This is a genomic window from Micromonospora sp. MA102 (assembly GCF_025460765.1).
GTDB classification, from domain to species: Bacteria; Actinomycetota; Actinomycetes; order Mycobacteriales; family Micromonosporaceae; genus Micromonospora; species Micromonospora halotolerans.
The window spans coordinates 45,104-59,293 of sequence record NZ_JAMWEG010000014.1 but is presented as its reverse complement, the minus strand read 5'-3'; the positions used below and the strand labels follow the sequence as shown (position 1 = coordinate 59,293).

Sequence of the window (14,190 nt, the reverse complement as noted above, 5' to 3'; positions counted from 1 at the left end):
AACTTCTCATGGAGATCGGGGACCGGGCAATCCTGGCGTGCCCGCCGACGAACCCGAACGCGCTGCTGGAGGGCACCGGAGTGCCGCAGTACGTGCCGACCGTCGAGCACGCGCTGGCGACGTGCGAGCAGTGCGGGACGGACGTGTGGATCGGGCCGCGTCAGCGGCAGGCGCGGGTGGTGCTCGGCGACGGCGCGGCGGTGCTGTGCATGGTCTGCGCCATCCAGGTGCAGCGGCAGCGCGGCTGCGTCGTCGGACACCTCGGCGGCGGCGACGGCCGACCGCGGCTGAGCTAGTCCGCTGAGCGGACCAGCGACGCGAGGCTAGTCCGCTCAACGGACCAACCGGGGGGCGGGTCACGGAGACGTGGCCCGCCCCTTTGTGTCGCAGTCCCCGCCCACGGGCGGGTCCGCCAGCACGTCGGGGCAGCGGCGGCACCGCAGCACCAGGTGCCCGCCGCAGGAGCACGGCCACCAGTCACGCACCGGCCGGGTCGCCGACCCGCCCGCGTAGTGGTGCCCGGCCCGGCAGAGCTGCGGCTCGTCGCCCACCAGTTCGCGGGCTTGGCGGTATGGGAAGGCCACCACGTGCGGGTCGGCGCGGGCCCACGCGAGCAGGCGCCGCAACTGGCCAGGGCTGTCCACGACGCGCTCGACGACGGTCACACCGGTGGGCGAGTTGTCGGCCCGGTCCCAACGGATAGTGATGTGCCAGCGCGTTCGCCACTCCACGCAGAGCAGACTACTCGAACACCTGTTCGATTGGGTCGGATCAGCTTACGGTAGCTGACCTGACCATCGCACCGTTCGTGGTCTGCGCCACTGCCGCCAGGGAGCCGCCCAGCCGAGAGGTGATCACCGGCGGCGGCGTGTACGGTGCCCAGGTGAGCTGGCGTGGCCACGTCGGGGCCGGTGGGCGCGATCCGGACCATGTCCCGGACGCGGTGACTCTACTGTCGGAATCGATCACTGAGGTCGCGGTGACGCGGCTGCGGCACGCCGTCGCCGCGGCCGCCGGCGCGGCCGGTCTCGCTGGTGACGCGCTGGAGGACTTCGTCTTGGCCGTGCACGAGCTGGTCACCAATGTCGTGCGCCACGGCGGCGGCAGCGGACGGCTCCGCCTGCTACGCGACGCCGCATCCCTGTCCTGCCAGGTCATCGACCACGGTCCCGGAACACAGGGCGTTCCGATCGCGCTGCCGCGCCCCGGAACCCCGGGACACCGGGGCCTGTGGCTGGCCCAGCAGCTCACCGACAGCCTGGTCATCGACAGCGGGCCGCACGGCACGACAGCCACCGCCACAGCCCGTCTCCCCGACGTACAGTCGAGCGGGTGAGGTGCGGCGTGGAGCAAATGTGGCAGTCGGAGACGAAGGTGAGCGACGGGACCGCCGTCGTGACGCTGTTCGGCGAACTCGACATCGCCGCAAGCAGCCCGCTGGAGGACGTCCTGCAGGCCGCGATCGACCGCGCGCCCCGCGTCCAGGTCGACCTGGCGCGGGTCAGCTTCATCGACTCCACCGTGCTGAACGCGTTCGTCAACGCCCACGGCCGTGCCGCCGATACGGGCGTCAGCCTCGCCCTGGTCAATCCCACCGGCCATGTCCGGCGGGTGCTGTCGATGACCGGGATCCTGCCAGCGCTCAGCACGCCCGACTCCGGCGACTAGCTAGTGACGCTGACCGCCGCGGCCGGCGAATCGCCTCCGCACAGCCCTGCAGCAACTCGCACCGGATCCCCGCACGGCGGGCTTGTTGCGCAAGCTGGGCGGTGTCTTGGACCCGGACGGCGGTTTAGCGAGGCAGTACGGGCGGGCATAGCGCCCTCCATGTCCACACTTTGATCATCCGTACGGGCGTTGGTTTCTGCTGGGGACGATGTCCTGCTGCGGCGGTGCCCTAGATTGCTACCTCTGCGCCCGCCTCAAGTGGTGAGATGGGCATCGACGTCCAGAGGAATCGAAGAATGGTGCAGGATCTCACCCCGCCCCCGCCGCCGGACCAGTCGCCGTCTGCTGACCAGCCCGTCGAAGGTGGGCCGTCCCTGGCGCCGGCCGCAACGCGACCGGTCCGCGAATGGATCGTGCTGGCTGCGGGCATCGCGGCCGTCATTGGCTCATTCATGCCTTGGGCGAAGATCACCGCGCCGATCTTGGGCAGTATGTCGTTGTCCGGTACGGACGGAACGGATGGCTGGATCGTTGTTGTGCTCGGCCTCGTGGTGGCTGCCTACGGCGGGTTGAGTCTGCGGCGCCAGAGCGTGCCCATCGTCGCGCCGATCTTCGCTGGCCTCGCCGCCCTCGCACTGTTCGGAATCGGCGTGTGGAAGATTGTGGATCTGCAGGCGACCGAGGCGCAGATGCGGGAGAGCATGTCCGGTGAGGATGACCCGCTGGGAATCGGTAAGGCAATCAGCGCCGTCACCCAGGTGAGCGTCGGTGCCGGGCTTTGGCTGCTCACGCTCGCTGGACTGGTGGGCGCTGCCGCCACGGCGCTGATCCTGCTCACCCGTTACCGCGCCGCTGCCAGCTGATGTGACAGTTGCAGGTGGCGTCGCCAGCGGCATGCCTGGGTGACCTGCCAAGTTCAACCCGGGGCCGAGAACGGCAGCTCCGGCCCCGGGTTGTTGTGCCATGCGAAGGCTGCGCCGACATAGCCGGTGTGGAGCTGTACGCGTTGGTGCTCCTCGCAGCGTTTCGCCGTCTTCAACGACCTTCCGGGCCCCCAAAGGTTCGCCTTCGGGTGGTTCCGGTTGAAAGAGCCGGCGGTTAACGTACCGGCGTGGCAGATCAATTGCTCGTAGGCGCAGGCGACGTGTGGCCACGCCTTGCATGGCAGCTGACCGGTGAGGGCCGGCCACGGACTGGAGCCGCCTACCTCGCCATCGCCTACATCGGGGCGAATGCCGACAACTGGTTGTATCTACGCGAGAATGATGTGCTTGTTTGCGACGCCAGCAAAGAGGCGGTCAGCCTTGGCCTGACCAACGTGGACCAGCTGCGTCGGTGGCGACAAGAGGGTGTCAAGTTGTACAGCCGTGAAGGGCTGCACGCGAAGACGGGAGCGATCGGCGGCAAGGGTTTCGTGGGATCCGCTAATGCAAGCCGGACCTCTGCCGAAGAGCGCAATGAAGCGGTGTTGATGACCAGCAGCTCGGACATCGTGGCAGGCATCCGCAGCTACGTACGCTCGCTCAGGGACTCACCATCGCTAGAGCTCGATGATCTATCACTTGGACAACTGAGCAAGATCACGCCGAAGCCGCCAAGGTGGCCACGCGGAGCCACGCCCGCGCCTGCGGTGCCAGAGACCGGACGACTCTGGCTTGTGCAGTGGGAACCAGACGCGCGCCGCAGCCCTCAAGAAGCTAGGCAACTCGAGGATGTATCCAAGCGACGCGAGGGGGTGGTCGGCAGGGCTGACCGCATCGTCGATATGCGCCTGTACTCCGACGGACAGCTGCGGGGATGGCGCGACGGTGACCTGATCATCTTCTGCAACGACGATGACCTGTATGTCGATCCACCGGCGGTGGTGGTCGACCGGGAGCGGGCTGCCCCTAGGCGGCGCCCCGCCGTTTTCTACCGCGTCCGAGGTGACCTTAAGCGCCTACGGCGGCAGGCGGTCGAAGACGCCGCCTTGGCCGTAGATCCGTCATGGAGACAACGTCCTTCTCGCACCCAAGTGACAGGGGCGGCACGGCAGGCAATCGCTAGTCTGGATTGGTACAAGTCTCGCTAATCCCCTTCGGTGCCGAGAAGGTGTGCAGTCGGCAGCCGGTCGTTGGCACCGGCTGGGATCAGGCTCTGGCGGCGGCGTCGCAGTCGGCATTGACCGCCGGCTCGACCCCGCACGTCCGGGCACATCCGGCACCGGATAACCAAGTGCCCGCCGCACCCGCACGGCCACCAGTCCCGCGTCGGCGTGGTCACCAAGCCGCGGCGTGGCCGTGCCCGTTGCGGCACTCGTCCGGCTCGTCGCCGACCAGCTCGCGGACCTGGCGGTATGGGAAGGCGACCACGTGCGGGGGCGGCGAGGGCCCGGTCGATCAGGCGGCGCAGGTCGGCGGGGGAGTCGACGACGCGTTCGACGACGATCAAACCGCGGGCGAGTTGTCGGCCCGGTCCCAGCGGATCGTGATGTGCCAGTTCGTGCGCCACTCCACGAGGGCAGGTTACTCGTACGAATGTTCGATCAGGCCGGGAGCCTACTGAACTGGTGGAGCCCGGGATGGGCACGCCCCTCCCGCCGCGCGACCGTTCACGCACCGGCGGCGGCGTCCCAGAACGGGTCGGCCTCGTCGCCGAGCAGCAGCGGCACGTCGTACACCGACAGGTCCAGCCGCGGGCGCACGTACCACACCCGGTGGCGCCAGCGCCGGTGCTCGAAAGCGGTGTCCACTTCGATCTCGGTCACCACGGTCGGTTCAACCTGCAGGTAGCGCAGCGGCTCGGGTCGGTCCAGCTGCCCGCTCCAGCTCGCGGGCAGCGGCTGCGGCCAGGGGTGCGGGGCCACGATGCCCCGGCGCTGCTGTGGCCGGAGCGGGGACAGCAGCGGCGCGAGCTCCCGGCGCTGGACCATCGCCAGCGGGTGCGTCCTTCCCGTGTAGCGCAGATGTCCCCGCCGATCGAACCGGCCGAGGAGCAGCGTGCTCGGATTGGCGAGGCTGCCTGTCACCCCGCCGACGATCGCCTCGGTCGCCGCGCGCACCCGGAACTTCTGCCAGCCGCGCCGGCCGGGCTCGTACCGGCCGTCCAGCCGCTTGACGACCACACCCTCGATCCCGGCCGCAGTGTAGGTGGTCAGCCAATCGCCCACCTCGTCCATGTCGGTGGTCTGCGGCGTGAGGGTCAGCTGCGCGGGCGCGGCCTCGAGCAGCTCCGCCAGCCGGGCCCGTCGCTCGAACAGCGGCGCGTTGATCACGACCTGGCCGCCGGCGTCGGCGAGCAGATCCCACAGGACGTAGTGCGCCGGGTGTTCCCGCGCCATCATCAGCAGGCCCCGGCCGGCGGTGATCCGGCGCTGCAGCCGGGCGAAGCTGGTCCGTCCCCGCTCCCACACGATCAGCTCCCCGTCGAGGATCACCCCCGGCGGAAGGGTCCGGCGGATTGCCCGGGTGATGTCCGGGAAGTACGGGGTGAGGTTCTTGCCGGCGCGCGACTGCAGGTAGACGCCGGCCGCCTCGACGAAGCCGATCGCGCGGAACCCGTCCCACTTGGGTTCGTACGCTAGGCGCGGCCCCTGCGGTACCGCGTCCACCGGGGCCGACAGCATCGGGGCGACCGGCCGACGCAGCACCGGCTCGGCCCGGCCGAGGCTCACCCCGGCCGGGCCGAGCCACCCTGGCTGCGCACCGTGCCCATCCGGCCCCCTGCCGCGATCGTGCCGGACTGTGGGGGTGCCGCGGGCGCAGATCGGGCAGGGTGAATGGCTCAGGGCTCTTCTACCCTGAACACGGCGACGGCCCCCGCGGCGTGCGCCGGGCCGAGGTGCGGGTGGCGTACGAGATGCTCGCCGGATCAGGCGGCAGCCCGGTCGACGAGGACCTCGACGAGGACGCTGTCGCACCGGTTGCACCGCAGGTCGTAGCGGGCGGTGTTCTCGGCCAACCCGACGAGCATGAGCGGGTGGTCGTCGTGTCCACGAACGCCCCAGGTGAGCCGGCGCCAGAAGTCGGTGGAGGCGAAGCTGGCTGCCGGCTCGACGAGCCTGGTGGGCTCAGCCACGGGCGTCAGGCCGCCGCTAGGCCGGCGGCTTGGTCGATGGCCCGGTGTAGCTCGGATAGTCGCACGGTGACGGTCGGGTCCTCGGCCGCGGCGGCGCGGGCCCGGGCGTCGACGAGTAGTTGCTTTAGGTACCGGCCCGGGTCGGTCCCCAGTCGGTCGGCCTCGTCCTCGAGCCAGCGCGCCAGCTCCTCGCCCGGTCGGATCGAGTACACGGACTTGACCGGCCGCGGCTGGTGCTCGACCTCGCCGGCGGTCCAGTCGACCGGTGCGTTGGCGGCGTTGAGAGCGTCTTCGCGGTTCATCCCCTGCCTCCTGACAGCATCTTCGCCACGGCGTCGCGCTCGTCGCCCTCCACGCGGCGGGCGCTGACGACGAGGTACTGGTCGTCGCTCTCCTCGATCAGGGTGACCCCGATGATGGAGCCGTTGGGCGCGTGCGCGGCGATGTGCAGCAGCGCCCCGATGTGGCGGCGCACCCGCGGGCGTCCGTGACGTAGGACGTACGAGGCGTCCTGCCAGGCCACGCCGTTCGCGGCGATCGCCCGGTAGCTCTCCTCGTCCCAGCGGATCTGCTCCTCCACCACGCCTCCAGTTTACACACGTAAACGCAGGTCACGCATTCACGGCGTCGACGCGATCCGGGTGGCGTACATCGACGCGTACCTGCGCCGGCTGGCGATCAGCTCGGCATCGAGCTGCGGGGGTCGCCGTCGCTTGTTGTCGCGCGCTAGCGCTGCCATTGCGCCACCTCGATGTTTAGAGCTGCCCGGCAACGGGAACGCGCGCCGCCTCCAAGGGAGGCGGGAAGTGGACACTAGGCACAAGATCGGGCGCCGACCTATGCCTCGGCAGCTCAGCGGACGTCGTTCAATCGATGACAGCAAGTGGCGATCTAAGCATCGGGCACTGAAAGCGGAGCCTGCCGCTGCCGTCGCCACAGCCAGGAACACGGCGGCAGCACCGGCCGCGTCGATTCGACGTAGAGACAACACGACGCTAAAGCTGATCATCACCGCCGTCGCAATCGCGGTGTCTCTTGCCGTCTGGACTCTTGTCGTCTGGACAGCAGCAGTGAGAGCACCCTCCTGCACGAATTCCGGGGAGATGCTGGTCCGCATCATGGCACAGTGCAGTCAACAGGCGCCGGGGCATCGGCCCGAGCGGAGCGGTCGATGACCGCACAAGCGGTCGCAACGGTCTACATGCGTACAACGGCAAAACAGCCGTTCCACCGGCGGTAGCTGTCAGTCCGTCGCCTCCGGGGCGGGCTGCCGGTACTGGTAGACCTCGGTGTCATCAACCCTGTCGGCGAGGACGTAGACGTGCTCCACCGGAGGGGCCGGGACATCGCTCGCCCCGAGGTAGAAGCCAGTCTGAGGCAGCTTGACCACCGCCGGCGGGCTGCCGTCGGGCGGCGACCTCCACCGGCATCAGTCGCCCGTCGACCGGTCCACCCAGAAACCATGCCTCTACTGCCGCCATCCGGCGATCCTGCCGCTGTGGGTTGTGGGCATCGACAGCGGCATCAACCGCCATGGCCGAGCCTCCGCCTCGGTCATGGCGATGCGGGGAGTAGCCGCGACCCCCGGATACCGGCGCAGCCGCAATGGATCAGCGTCGAGGCGCCGTCGCTGTCAACCGGGTCGTGTTCGAGCGAGCCCTCATCAGCGGCTCAAGGCGCACCTGAGCCGCTACGGGCGCAGGCTTCCGCGTGCTTTCCGGAACAGTGACGCGAGCTCCGGAGTCATCGAGTAGTTGCCGCTGCCGCCCACCGGGCCGTCTTCGAAGCGGAACGGCAGTGAACGGCCGACCTCGGCGCAGTAGCGACCCGGCCAGGCCAAGACACCTGCGACCCCGTACTTGCCGTTCGGGATGTCCAGGTCGCTCGCGAGCTGCTCGCCCGAGAACGTCTTTTCAGGCGAGTCGATGAGGACACCGAACAGATCCTTGGCGCGCTGGCTGAACTTGGCCCAGACAACCTTGGCGAGTTCCAGGTCGCTCTCCGTGTCCTGCCACGGAACCGCGTCCGAGGGGCCACCCGCATCTTCACGGGGCGGCCCGGCTAGCCAGCGACCGAACATCTCGTAGAACTCGGGGATGCGCTCCTCTGGCACGAGCACCTTGATCTCCTGCATCTCATCCTCCAGCTTGCCCCATCGGGTGGAGCCAGGCTATACCTAAGTCAGGCATAGGTAAAGCTTGGGTGCCGGACGGCCATGGGCCAGTGGAGAGCGGTGGTGCCCTAAGTAGAAGACCAGTGGCCTCGGCTGGACCGGTCGTCACGTACAGCCGGGTGGGCGTTGAGGTGCGGCTGGGCAGATCGCCCTTGCACTCTCGTCCGCCGATCTGGCAGAATCTCTGCGCCTACGAATTGCGCAGATTAGGGGGAGGCATGCGGCGGATCGAGATCGACGACGACGTGTACGCCGAGCTGGAGCGGAACGTCAAGGGCTTCGAGCAGCCGAACGATGTCCTCAGGCGAATGCTCCTAGGGAAGAGCCGCCCCACACCTGGGAGTCCAGGGGTTCCCAGCGCGGCCGCGCCCTCCATCCCAGGAGCTCTCAGTGACCTCATCGCCCAAGGGTTCGTGAAGGCTGGCGACACGCTGCGTCACGTCCAAGTGCGGAAGGGGCGACGCTTCGCCGCCACCGTCGAACGCGACGGCTGGATCAGGACTGACATAGGCCGATACAGGGAGCCCTCGCCGGCGCTGGGCAAGCTGGTGGGCACGTCGATCGACGGGTGGGCGTACTGGATTCATGACCCGACGGGGAAGTCCCTCCGACAACTGCGCGCGGAGAGCGGCGCTACTGGCCGGGGAGGCCGCTGAAGCAGTACCAATCCCGCCAGGGCATCGGCTTTTGGTCGTCCGGTGTGGGCATAGGCGGAGCTGGTCGTTGGGCTCCTGTCGATGGCCCTGAGCGATCAGCTGCCGCTGCGGCGGCCCGTCGGCAACTGGAGCACTGTCGCGCCCGCTGCTTCAGCAGGTGTTCGGATCAATCATAGGAAGGAAGCAACAGTGGCTTCCGTGCCCACGTTGGCCAAGGATCCGCAGCGGGCGGTCCTCCAGGCCCTGTACGACCACTTCCGCAGCGATGCTGTGTGGCCGGAGTTCGACCACGTAGACCGCCAGCTCCGGCGAGCGGCGAAGATTGACGTCGCCCGGGTGGCCGTCGGCATTCCCGAAGTGCTTCTGGTGACGCACGCACCGCGCGGCGTCGCACCCAGAGGCCACGACATGATGCGGCTTACGCTGGCCGGCATCGAGCGCTGCGACGGAGGCCAGGACGACGTTGAACTGTTCCTCCGCGCCCTGCGTTGGCTAGCGCGATACGAAGAAAAGCACGACCCGGAGCCGGGTGAGACGACAGTGGCGGTCACCCGAGCCATGCTTGCCAAGGGCCTCCGCGTGCCCCTGCGTGAGGCTGGCCGGCTTCGCCGGCTCTTCGAGCTGCTCTACTGGGAGCGATGGGGCGGAGAAGGCAGCTGGCGTGCACTCGATAGCGACAACTGGCACGTGCGGGTCGGCCGAGATGTCAGGCACTTCTTGCGTGTGAGGAGCGTCGAGGACTTCCTCGAGGCGGCAGCGGGCTGGCTCGGGCCTGATGCGTCCACCGTTGTTGAACCACGTTCTGAGCCGTCGACGGCTTCGCTGGAGGAAGCGGGCAGCTACATCGATGAGCGAATCTTCGACCTCATCAAGCAGGCACACGGAGGGCGATGGGATTGCACAAAGCTCCTCGTTCTCCTGCGTGAGCTCGATGACAACTACCGTGCCGGCAATGCTTACGCGGCACATGCGTTGTTACGCGCCCTGCTGGACCACGTTCCACCGCTGTTTGGTCAATCGTCGTTCACGCAGGTCGTCAACAACTACCCGTGGGGCCGAACCGACGGTAGGTACGTCAAGCGCCTCGCGGCCTTCCGTGACCAGGCCGATGACGTCATGCACCGCCAGATCACGAGAACGCCATGTCTGCTGTCCATGGAGGACATGCCGCCCCGTGCTGCGGTCAACCGCCTCCTTGCGGGTTGCGCGGCTCAACTCACGTGACGTCCGGATCGCTATTGAAGAGGAGGCGCGAGGCGGCCAGCGGAGCGCAAGTCGCCGGGCAGCCCCGAGGACCGGGGCCGGCGGAAGCGGAGCCTGGCAGAGAGGTGGGCGTTTGTGGTCGAGGACCAGTACGTCACGCTGCACGACGACGAAACGGCGAGGGAAACGCAGATGATCCCGCGGCATCGGGCGGCAGGGCTGATTTCGCGGGTGACCGCCCGTAAGGTGCCCTGATGGCAACCGATGACGAGTACCCGGTTCCCGGGGTTGACCAGACGCGCGCGGAGCTGGACGCGCACGAGGAAGGCCCGGCCGGCTACGGCATGATGTGGGTCGAGTGCGTGCTGGCCGGTGACCTGCTCAGCGCGTGGGCGTTGCTGGACGACCCGTTCCGCTTGGCGTTGGCGCAGCAGTGGATCGATGCCAACCGGGAGGACGCCGACGTTGCCCGGTTCGACCGCGACGACCTGGCGCACGATCTGTCGAACCCGACCTGTGTGCAGCATCCGCTGTGGCCGCGCGTGCATGATGCGGTGCTTGCCGAGCTGCGGCGGGATCTGGCCGGGTGGGACGCGGAACGGCTCGGCTTCCTGAGCCGGCCCCGCCCGGTCAGCCCCGGCTATGAGGTGGTGGTGCTGGGGCAGGGCACTGAGGTCGAGGTGATTGATCATTCGCGGCCGATGGTGGCGTACCCGATGTTGATGCACCTCACCGAGCGCGGTTGGCTGATCGCCCGCGCTGGTGCCGACACCGCCTCGATTCCCGGCTGGCCGCCCACCTTCCCGCCTGGCCGGCTCATGACCCGGGTTGAATCCTGACACCGCGACGCAGGGCGTGACCACGACGGCCGCGCCCTGCCCCGTGCAGCAGCAGACCCACGCCTGTGGTCGCGGCCATCGCGGAAACGGCCAAGCCGTTATGACCGATCGCCGACGCAGGCGACCACGGGAGCCGCAAGGAGCAGCGGGCTACCGGCCCCAAAGAAGGTAGCGGGTTCACCCACTGCCGCTGCTACTCCATATTCCAGTCCGCGAAGTTCATCGTTGTGAGATTCTCTTTGAGGGCGGCAACGATTGCGGGGTCCAGTTTGTCGAGGTCGTCGCTGCTAATCTCAATGTGGACTGAGATTCTCAGCCCGGCGTTCGTGAAGTGGCTGATAATCTCTTCGTTGATCCTGGCAACATCGCGGATGACTCGGGACGGGTCAACGGCGGTCGTCGCGAACATGCGACTCATGCTCGTCAGAAGCGTTGCCGACGGCTCGGTAGCGGCACCATCATTGCTCGTGGTCGCCAACTGAGGGGTGCCGCCGTCGCTGTTGCTGTCACCGCCACCTGGGGTGATCGTCGGTGGCCGCTGCTGCACTACTCGCGCCGCTTTCGCCTGCTCGGCCTTCGCGTGGTCATCGTCGATCTGTTGGCTGGCAACAGTCGGATCGACGATCAGTCCGGACGCTTGCACGTGAGTGTTCGAGGTGAGGGCCAGCCCGACGTAGCGGCCATTATCGTCGATGTAGTCGGCGTACGCGATGCCTTCGTTGCCGGCCATGAGTACCGTGTCGGGCCGCGTCCGGACTGTCGTGTAGATGACGTCGTGGGCCACTATTCGGGGCATGTATACGTATTGGGTGAAGTAGCCCGCAAGCTTCCCGAGTTCGATGTGTGGTTCGTTCGACCACAGGCCGAGCCGGTCGATCCAGCGGCGCAGGAACGACACCGTGTAAGAGGTGTAGACGAGTTCGGACTGCTCGGCTTTCCGGGTGACTCGTTCCGCCAGCGTGCCATCACCGTTCATCAAGATGGCGTCGATGCTGATCGCGGAGTCCCCGGGTTCCTGGCTCGGATTCAGGATCCAGCGATATGCCTCCTTGATCGTCGCCTTCATCGTCTGCGACGCCTGGTCGAGTCGCTGCCGCGCTCCACGCGCCGCCGCCGGGGTCAGGTTCAGGTCGTCGGCGGTGTCGACGACGGACTTCCATGCCTTCCAAGCGCGGACGGCGCGCAGCATGGTGTCGCAGCGGTCAGCGTCCGGCGCGGCGAACACGAGGGTGTTCTTGTGGATGCGGGCGTTCGTGCCACGTCGCTGGATGAACTCGAGTGCGGCCTTTTCGCCGTCGGACACCGGCTTGCCGGCGCCGGCTTTACGGAACCCCCGATCCGGCCCGAAGATGACGAGTGCAGCGGTTGCATCATCCTCGACGTCGGCGCTGGTCGCAGGCATCCGATGGACACGCTGGAATACGCCCTTGTCCCTCTCCTCTCGGAGGACAGCCGTAAGGGTGTCAGCGATTTCATCGTCGTGATAACCGTCGGCGCGGGACCGTGCTAACTGGGCCAAGTTCTGCGAGAGGCTCAGCGAGTAGCGGTCACCGTCACGGTCGATGTACGAGCCACGGTCGGCGATTTGGCGGAGCGCATCGGCGACGTGCGCAGGGTTGTCCCCCGGGTAGGTCGCCCCGAGCACGACTCGCTTCTGTTCGATGCCCCGGGCGACCGTGATCCGGCCGTCCTTGTCGCGGCGGTTCGCGGACGGCACCGATCCGAGGAAGACGCATCGAGCGGCGCGTTGGGCTGCCATCGTGCGTCCGAGGAGCGGGATGTCCCGATCGACGCCGGCGGCGGTAGACCCGTCCCCGGCCAGGTCGCTGGCGATGACGGGACCCCACTTGTCGTCCAGGTGGCTCGAGAGCTCCTCGACCACCTTCTGGTCGTCCAATGGGACCGACGCGGGCAGGATCACCGCTGACGTGTCCCCCCGGGTCCACAGGGCATGCACGACCGTCGCCATGAGCCGCAGGACACCTCGGGTCCGCTGGAACCGCTCCAGCGTTGACCAGTCCTCGTACAGCCGGGTAAACAGCTCCGGGTGGATCGGGTACGCGTTGCGCATCGTCGTCTCGTACCCGTACTCACGGACCTCGGTCGGCAAATCCGATGGGTACCGCCCGTAGAACTCGCGGAACTTGGTCACGACCATGTTCCGGGCAGCGACCTGCTCCACCCCGAACGGCTTGAAGAGCCGTCGCCGGACAATCTCGTACGACTCTTCCATCGTCGCCGGCTGCCAAGGTGTCTCCACCCGGTGGATCACCGACCGCAGCCCCCGAAGCGCCTCCAGACCGGGAGTTCCACCTACCTCATGGGCATTGTCGATGATTCCCTGGCCCATGTCGCGCACAGAGTCTGATGCGGGCAACGACACGACCAGTAGGGCGCGAGGCGCGTTCTTCGTCGCTTCCGTCAGCGATTGCACGAACGTCAAGTGCCCATCGAATGTGCCGGCTGGCAGCGCTTGGCTGTCACCACCGGACGACCACAACTGTCGAAGGTAGGCCACCCACTCGTCGATGAGGATCACGCAGGGTGAGAACGCGTTCAGCAGATTCTCGAGTGTTGTCGTGGTCGGCGGGGAGCTCGCTCGGTCGTACTCGGCGACCATGTCATAGGCGGTACGGCCGCCCAACTGCCAGGCGATCTCTCCCCACATGGTGTTCACGCGGGTGCCGTCGGGCTTGGTTGATCCCAGAACCGAGACGTCGTTCCCGACGATGACAACCCGATTGACCCGTTCTGGCAGTGCGTCGATACCGGCCTCGGTGCACAGCTCGCGCAGCCCGTCGAGGCGGTCTGGGGATAGCCCCGAACACGCGTGGTACACCGCGAGCAGTGAGTGCGTCTTCCCGCCGCCGAATGTCGTCATCAGGTCCACGACCGGGTCGCCGCCCTGACCGGACATGCGCAGCACGGTCTGCTTGAGCAGATCCCGCAGCCCGCGGGTGAGGAAGGTGCGCTCGAAGAACTCGACCGGATCCCCGTACTCCAAGCCCGCCTTGCCCCTGGTGCACCAGACGCAGGTCCGCGGCGAACTGCGCTAGCTGAAACGTGCCCCTTGCAACATCGTCGTGTGGCGCGACTACCGACCGCCACGACGGCAGCCCGGATGAGTCGATGCGCACGTCGAGCTGCCGCTCTGCCGTCCGTTGCAGGCGTCGCTGGTCCTCCTCGAATCGCACCCGCCGGAACTCCCGACGGGCCTCCTCCACTCGGTCCGCTACCACGGGTGCGCCTAACGTTCGGATGAGGTGCTCACCGTCGACGAGGGCGCGCTCGCATCGGTCGGCGCTGAACTTCTCGCCCCGCTCGAACTCGACGGCAACGTCGAGCAGTGCATCGACGCAGCGCCGCTCCTCCGGCCCGAGCACGCCCTCCGCCACGGCCGTCCATTGCTGCTGAAGGCACCAAAGCAGCAGCCATGTGTCCCGGTCGGTGCCGCCGGACACAGGGAGGTTCCCCATGTCGATCAAAGCGGACAACCATCCGTCGCCAAGAGTCAAGCGGAGCCGTGGGGCTGCCCAGTCGCGCAGTACCGGCGCGACGGCCTCGAGCACGCCACCGACTCGATCCCTGTTTGAGA

17 protein-coding genes are annotated in these 14,190 nt (G+C 67.7%); 9 read left to right on the top strand and 8 right to left on the bottom strand.

Annotation, left to right across the window (positions count from 1 at the left end):
• Window positions 1-8: 8 nt before the first annotated feature.
• Window positions 9-296 carry a hypothetical protein gene (locus NFX44_RS24535; RefSeq protein WP_262285951.1) on the top strand — a complete coding sequence of 96 codons (288 nt, stop codon included), beginning with the start codon at window positions 9-11 and terminating at the stop codon, window positions 294-296.
• A gap of 60 nt (window positions 297-356) precedes the next feature.
• On the opposite strand, the gene NFX44_RS24530 is transcribed toward NFX44_RS24535, so the two are convergent.
• Window positions 357-731: a hypothetical protein gene (locus tag NFX44_RS24530; RefSeq protein WP_262285950.1), complete on the bottom strand. Its 375-nt coding sequence runs from the start codon at window positions 729-731 to the stop codon at window positions 357-359.
• 152 nt (window positions 732-883) lie between these two features.
• Between NFX44_RS24530 and NFX44_RS24525 the strand changes: the two genes are divergently transcribed.
• The 4 genes from NFX44_RS24525 (at window position 884) to NFX44_RS24510 (ending at window position 3,739) form a co-directional block, all read left to right on the top strand.
• A complete protein-coding gene (locus tag NFX44_RS24525) occupies window positions 884-1,336 on the top strand; it encodes an ATP-binding protein (RefSeq protein WP_262285949.1) in 453 nt (150 codons plus the stop codon).
• 38 nt (window positions 1,337-1,374) lie between these two features.
• Window positions 1,375-1,668 carry an STAS domain-containing protein gene (locus NFX44_RS24520; protein ID WP_262285948.1) on the top strand — a complete coding sequence of 98 codons (294 nt, stop codon included), beginning with the start codon at window positions 1,375-1,377 and terminating at the stop codon, window positions 1,666-1,668.
• 266 nt (window positions 1,669-1,934) lie between these two features.
• The gene (locus NFX44_RS24515) at window positions 1,935-2,531 is read left to right on the top strand and encodes a hypothetical protein (RefSeq protein ID WP_262285947.1); all 597 of its coding nucleotides are present in this window, start codon (window positions 1,935-1,937) and stop codon (window positions 2,529-2,531) included.
• 248 nt (window positions 2,532-2,779) lie between these two features.
• A complete protein-coding gene (locus NFX44_RS24510) occupies window positions 2,780-3,739 on the top strand; it encodes a hypothetical protein (RefSeq protein WP_262285946.1) in 960 nt (319 codons plus the stop codon).
• Window positions 3,740-4,258: 519 nt separating this feature from the next.
• Here the strand turns inward: NFX44_RS24510 and NFX44_RS24505 are convergent.
• The 6 genes from NFX44_RS24505 to NFX44_RS24480 all read right to left on the bottom strand — a co-directional run bounded on the left by NFX44_RS24505 (window position 4,259) and on the right by NFX44_RS24480 (window position 7,858).
• Window positions 4,259-5,272: an ATP-dependent DNA ligase gene (locus NFX44_RS24505; RefSeq protein ID WP_262286021.1), complete on the bottom strand. Its 1,014-nt coding sequence runs from the start codon at window positions 5,270-5,272 to the stop codon at window positions 4,259-4,261.
• A 245-nt stretch (window positions 5,273-5,517) separates the two neighbouring features.
• Window positions 5,518-5,724, bottom strand: coding sequence for a hypothetical protein (locus NFX44_RS24500; protein ID WP_262285945.1), 207 nt, complete (start codon window positions 5,722-5,724; stop codon window positions 5,518-5,520).
• A 5-nt stretch (window positions 5,725-5,729) separates the two neighbouring features.
• The gene (locus NFX44_RS24495) at window positions 5,730-6,026 is read right to left on the bottom strand and encodes a hypothetical protein (RefSeq protein WP_262285944.1); all 297 of its coding nucleotides are present in this window, start codon (window positions 6,024-6,026) and stop codon (window positions 5,730-5,732) included.
• Complete coding sequence (locus tag NFX44_RS24490) at window positions 6,023-6,307, bottom strand: hypothetical protein (protein WP_262285943.1); 285 nt, start codon at window positions 6,305-6,307, stop codon at window positions 6,023-6,025. The genes NFX44_RS24495 and NFX44_RS24490 overlap by 4 nt, the downstream gene beginning before the upstream one ends.
• A 660-nt stretch (window positions 6,308-6,967) precedes the next feature.
• Window positions 6,968-7,114, bottom strand: a complete 147-nt coding sequence (locus NFX44_RS24485) for a hypothetical protein (protein WP_262285942.1) — start codon at window positions 7,112-7,114, stop codon at window positions 6,968-6,970.
• A 300-nt stretch (window positions 7,115-7,414) separates the two neighbouring features.
• A complete protein-coding gene (locus tag NFX44_RS24480; RefSeq protein ID WP_262285941.1) occupies window positions 7,415-7,858 on the bottom strand; it encodes a DUF6416 domain-containing protein in 444 nt (147 codons plus the stop codon).
• Between the two features lie 257 nt (window positions 7,859-8,115).
• Between NFX44_RS24480 and NFX44_RS24475 the strand changes: the two genes are divergently transcribed.
• The 3 genes from NFX44_RS24475 (at window position 8,116) to NFX44_RS24465 (ending at window position 10,595) form a co-directional block, all read left to right on the top strand.
• Window positions 8,116-8,553, top strand: coding sequence for a hypothetical protein (locus NFX44_RS24475; protein WP_262285940.1), 438 nt, complete (start codon window positions 8,116-8,118; stop codon window positions 8,551-8,553).
• Between the two features lie 81 nt (window positions 8,554-8,634).
• Complete coding sequence (locus NFX44_RS24470; RefSeq protein WP_262285939.1) at window positions 8,635-9,777, top strand: hypothetical protein; 1,143 nt, start codon at window positions 8,635-8,637, stop codon at window positions 9,775-9,777.
• Between the two features lie 233 nt (window positions 9,778-10,010).
• Window positions 10,011-10,595 (top strand): hypothetical protein, encoded by a 585-nt coding sequence (locus tag NFX44_RS24465; protein ID WP_262285938.1) that lies wholly within the window; start codon window positions 10,011-10,013, stop codon window positions 10,593-10,595.
• A 193-nt stretch (window positions 10,596-10,788) separates the two neighbouring features.
• On the opposite strand, the gene NFX44_RS24460 is transcribed toward NFX44_RS24465, so the two are convergent.
• Window positions 10,789-13,599 carry an ATP-binding protein gene (locus NFX44_RS24460; protein ID WP_262285937.1) on the bottom strand — a complete coding sequence of 937 codons (2,811 nt, stop codon included), beginning with the start codon at window positions 13,597-13,599 and terminating at the stop codon, window positions 10,789-10,791.
• A gap of 259 nt (window positions 13,600-13,858) precedes the next feature.
• Here NFX44_RS24460 and NFX44_RS24455 point away from each other — a divergent pair, with 259 nt between their 5' ends.
• Window positions 13,859-14,188 carry a hypothetical protein gene (locus tag NFX44_RS24455; protein ID WP_262285936.1) on the top strand — a complete coding sequence of 110 codons (330 nt, stop codon included), beginning with the start codon at window positions 13,859-13,861 and terminating at the stop codon, window positions 14,186-14,188.
• The last annotated feature ends 2 nt before the right edge of the window (window positions 14,189-14,190 follow it).

Bases quoted from the DNA above. Each gene is read 5' to 3' on its own strand.
- NFX44_RS24465 (WP_262285938.1), top strand. From the start codon at position 10,011: ATGGCAACCGATGACGAGTACCCGGTTCCCGGGGTTGACCAGACGCGC.
- NFX44_RS24480 (WP_262285941.1), bottom strand. From the start codon at position 7,858: ATGCAGGAGATCAAGGTGCTCGTGCCAGAGGAGCGCATCCCCGAGTTC.
- NFX44_RS24515 (WP_262285947.1), top strand. From the start codon at position 1,935: ATGGGCATCGACGTCCAGAGGAATCGAAGAATGGTGCAGGATCTCACC.
- NFX44_RS24475 (WP_262285940.1), top strand. From the start codon at position 8,116: ATGCGGCGGATCGAGATCGACGACGACGTGTACGCCGAGCTGGAGCGG.
- NFX44_RS24505 (WP_262286021.1), bottom strand. From the start codon at position 5,272: ATGCTGTCGGCCCCGGTGGACGCGGTACCGCAGGGGCCGCGCCTAGCG.
- NFX44_RS24495 (WP_262285944.1), bottom strand. From the start codon at position 6,026: ATGAACCGCGAAGACGCTCTCAACGCCGCCAACGCACCGGTCGACTGG.
- NFX44_RS24470 (WP_262285939.1), top strand. From the start codon at position 8,635: ATGGCCCTGAGCGATCAGCTGCCGCTGCGGCGGCCCGTCGGCAACTGG.
- NFX44_RS24535 (WP_262285951.1), top strand. From the start codon at position 9: ATGGAGATCGGGGACCGGGCAATCCTGGCGTGCCCGCCGACGAACCCG.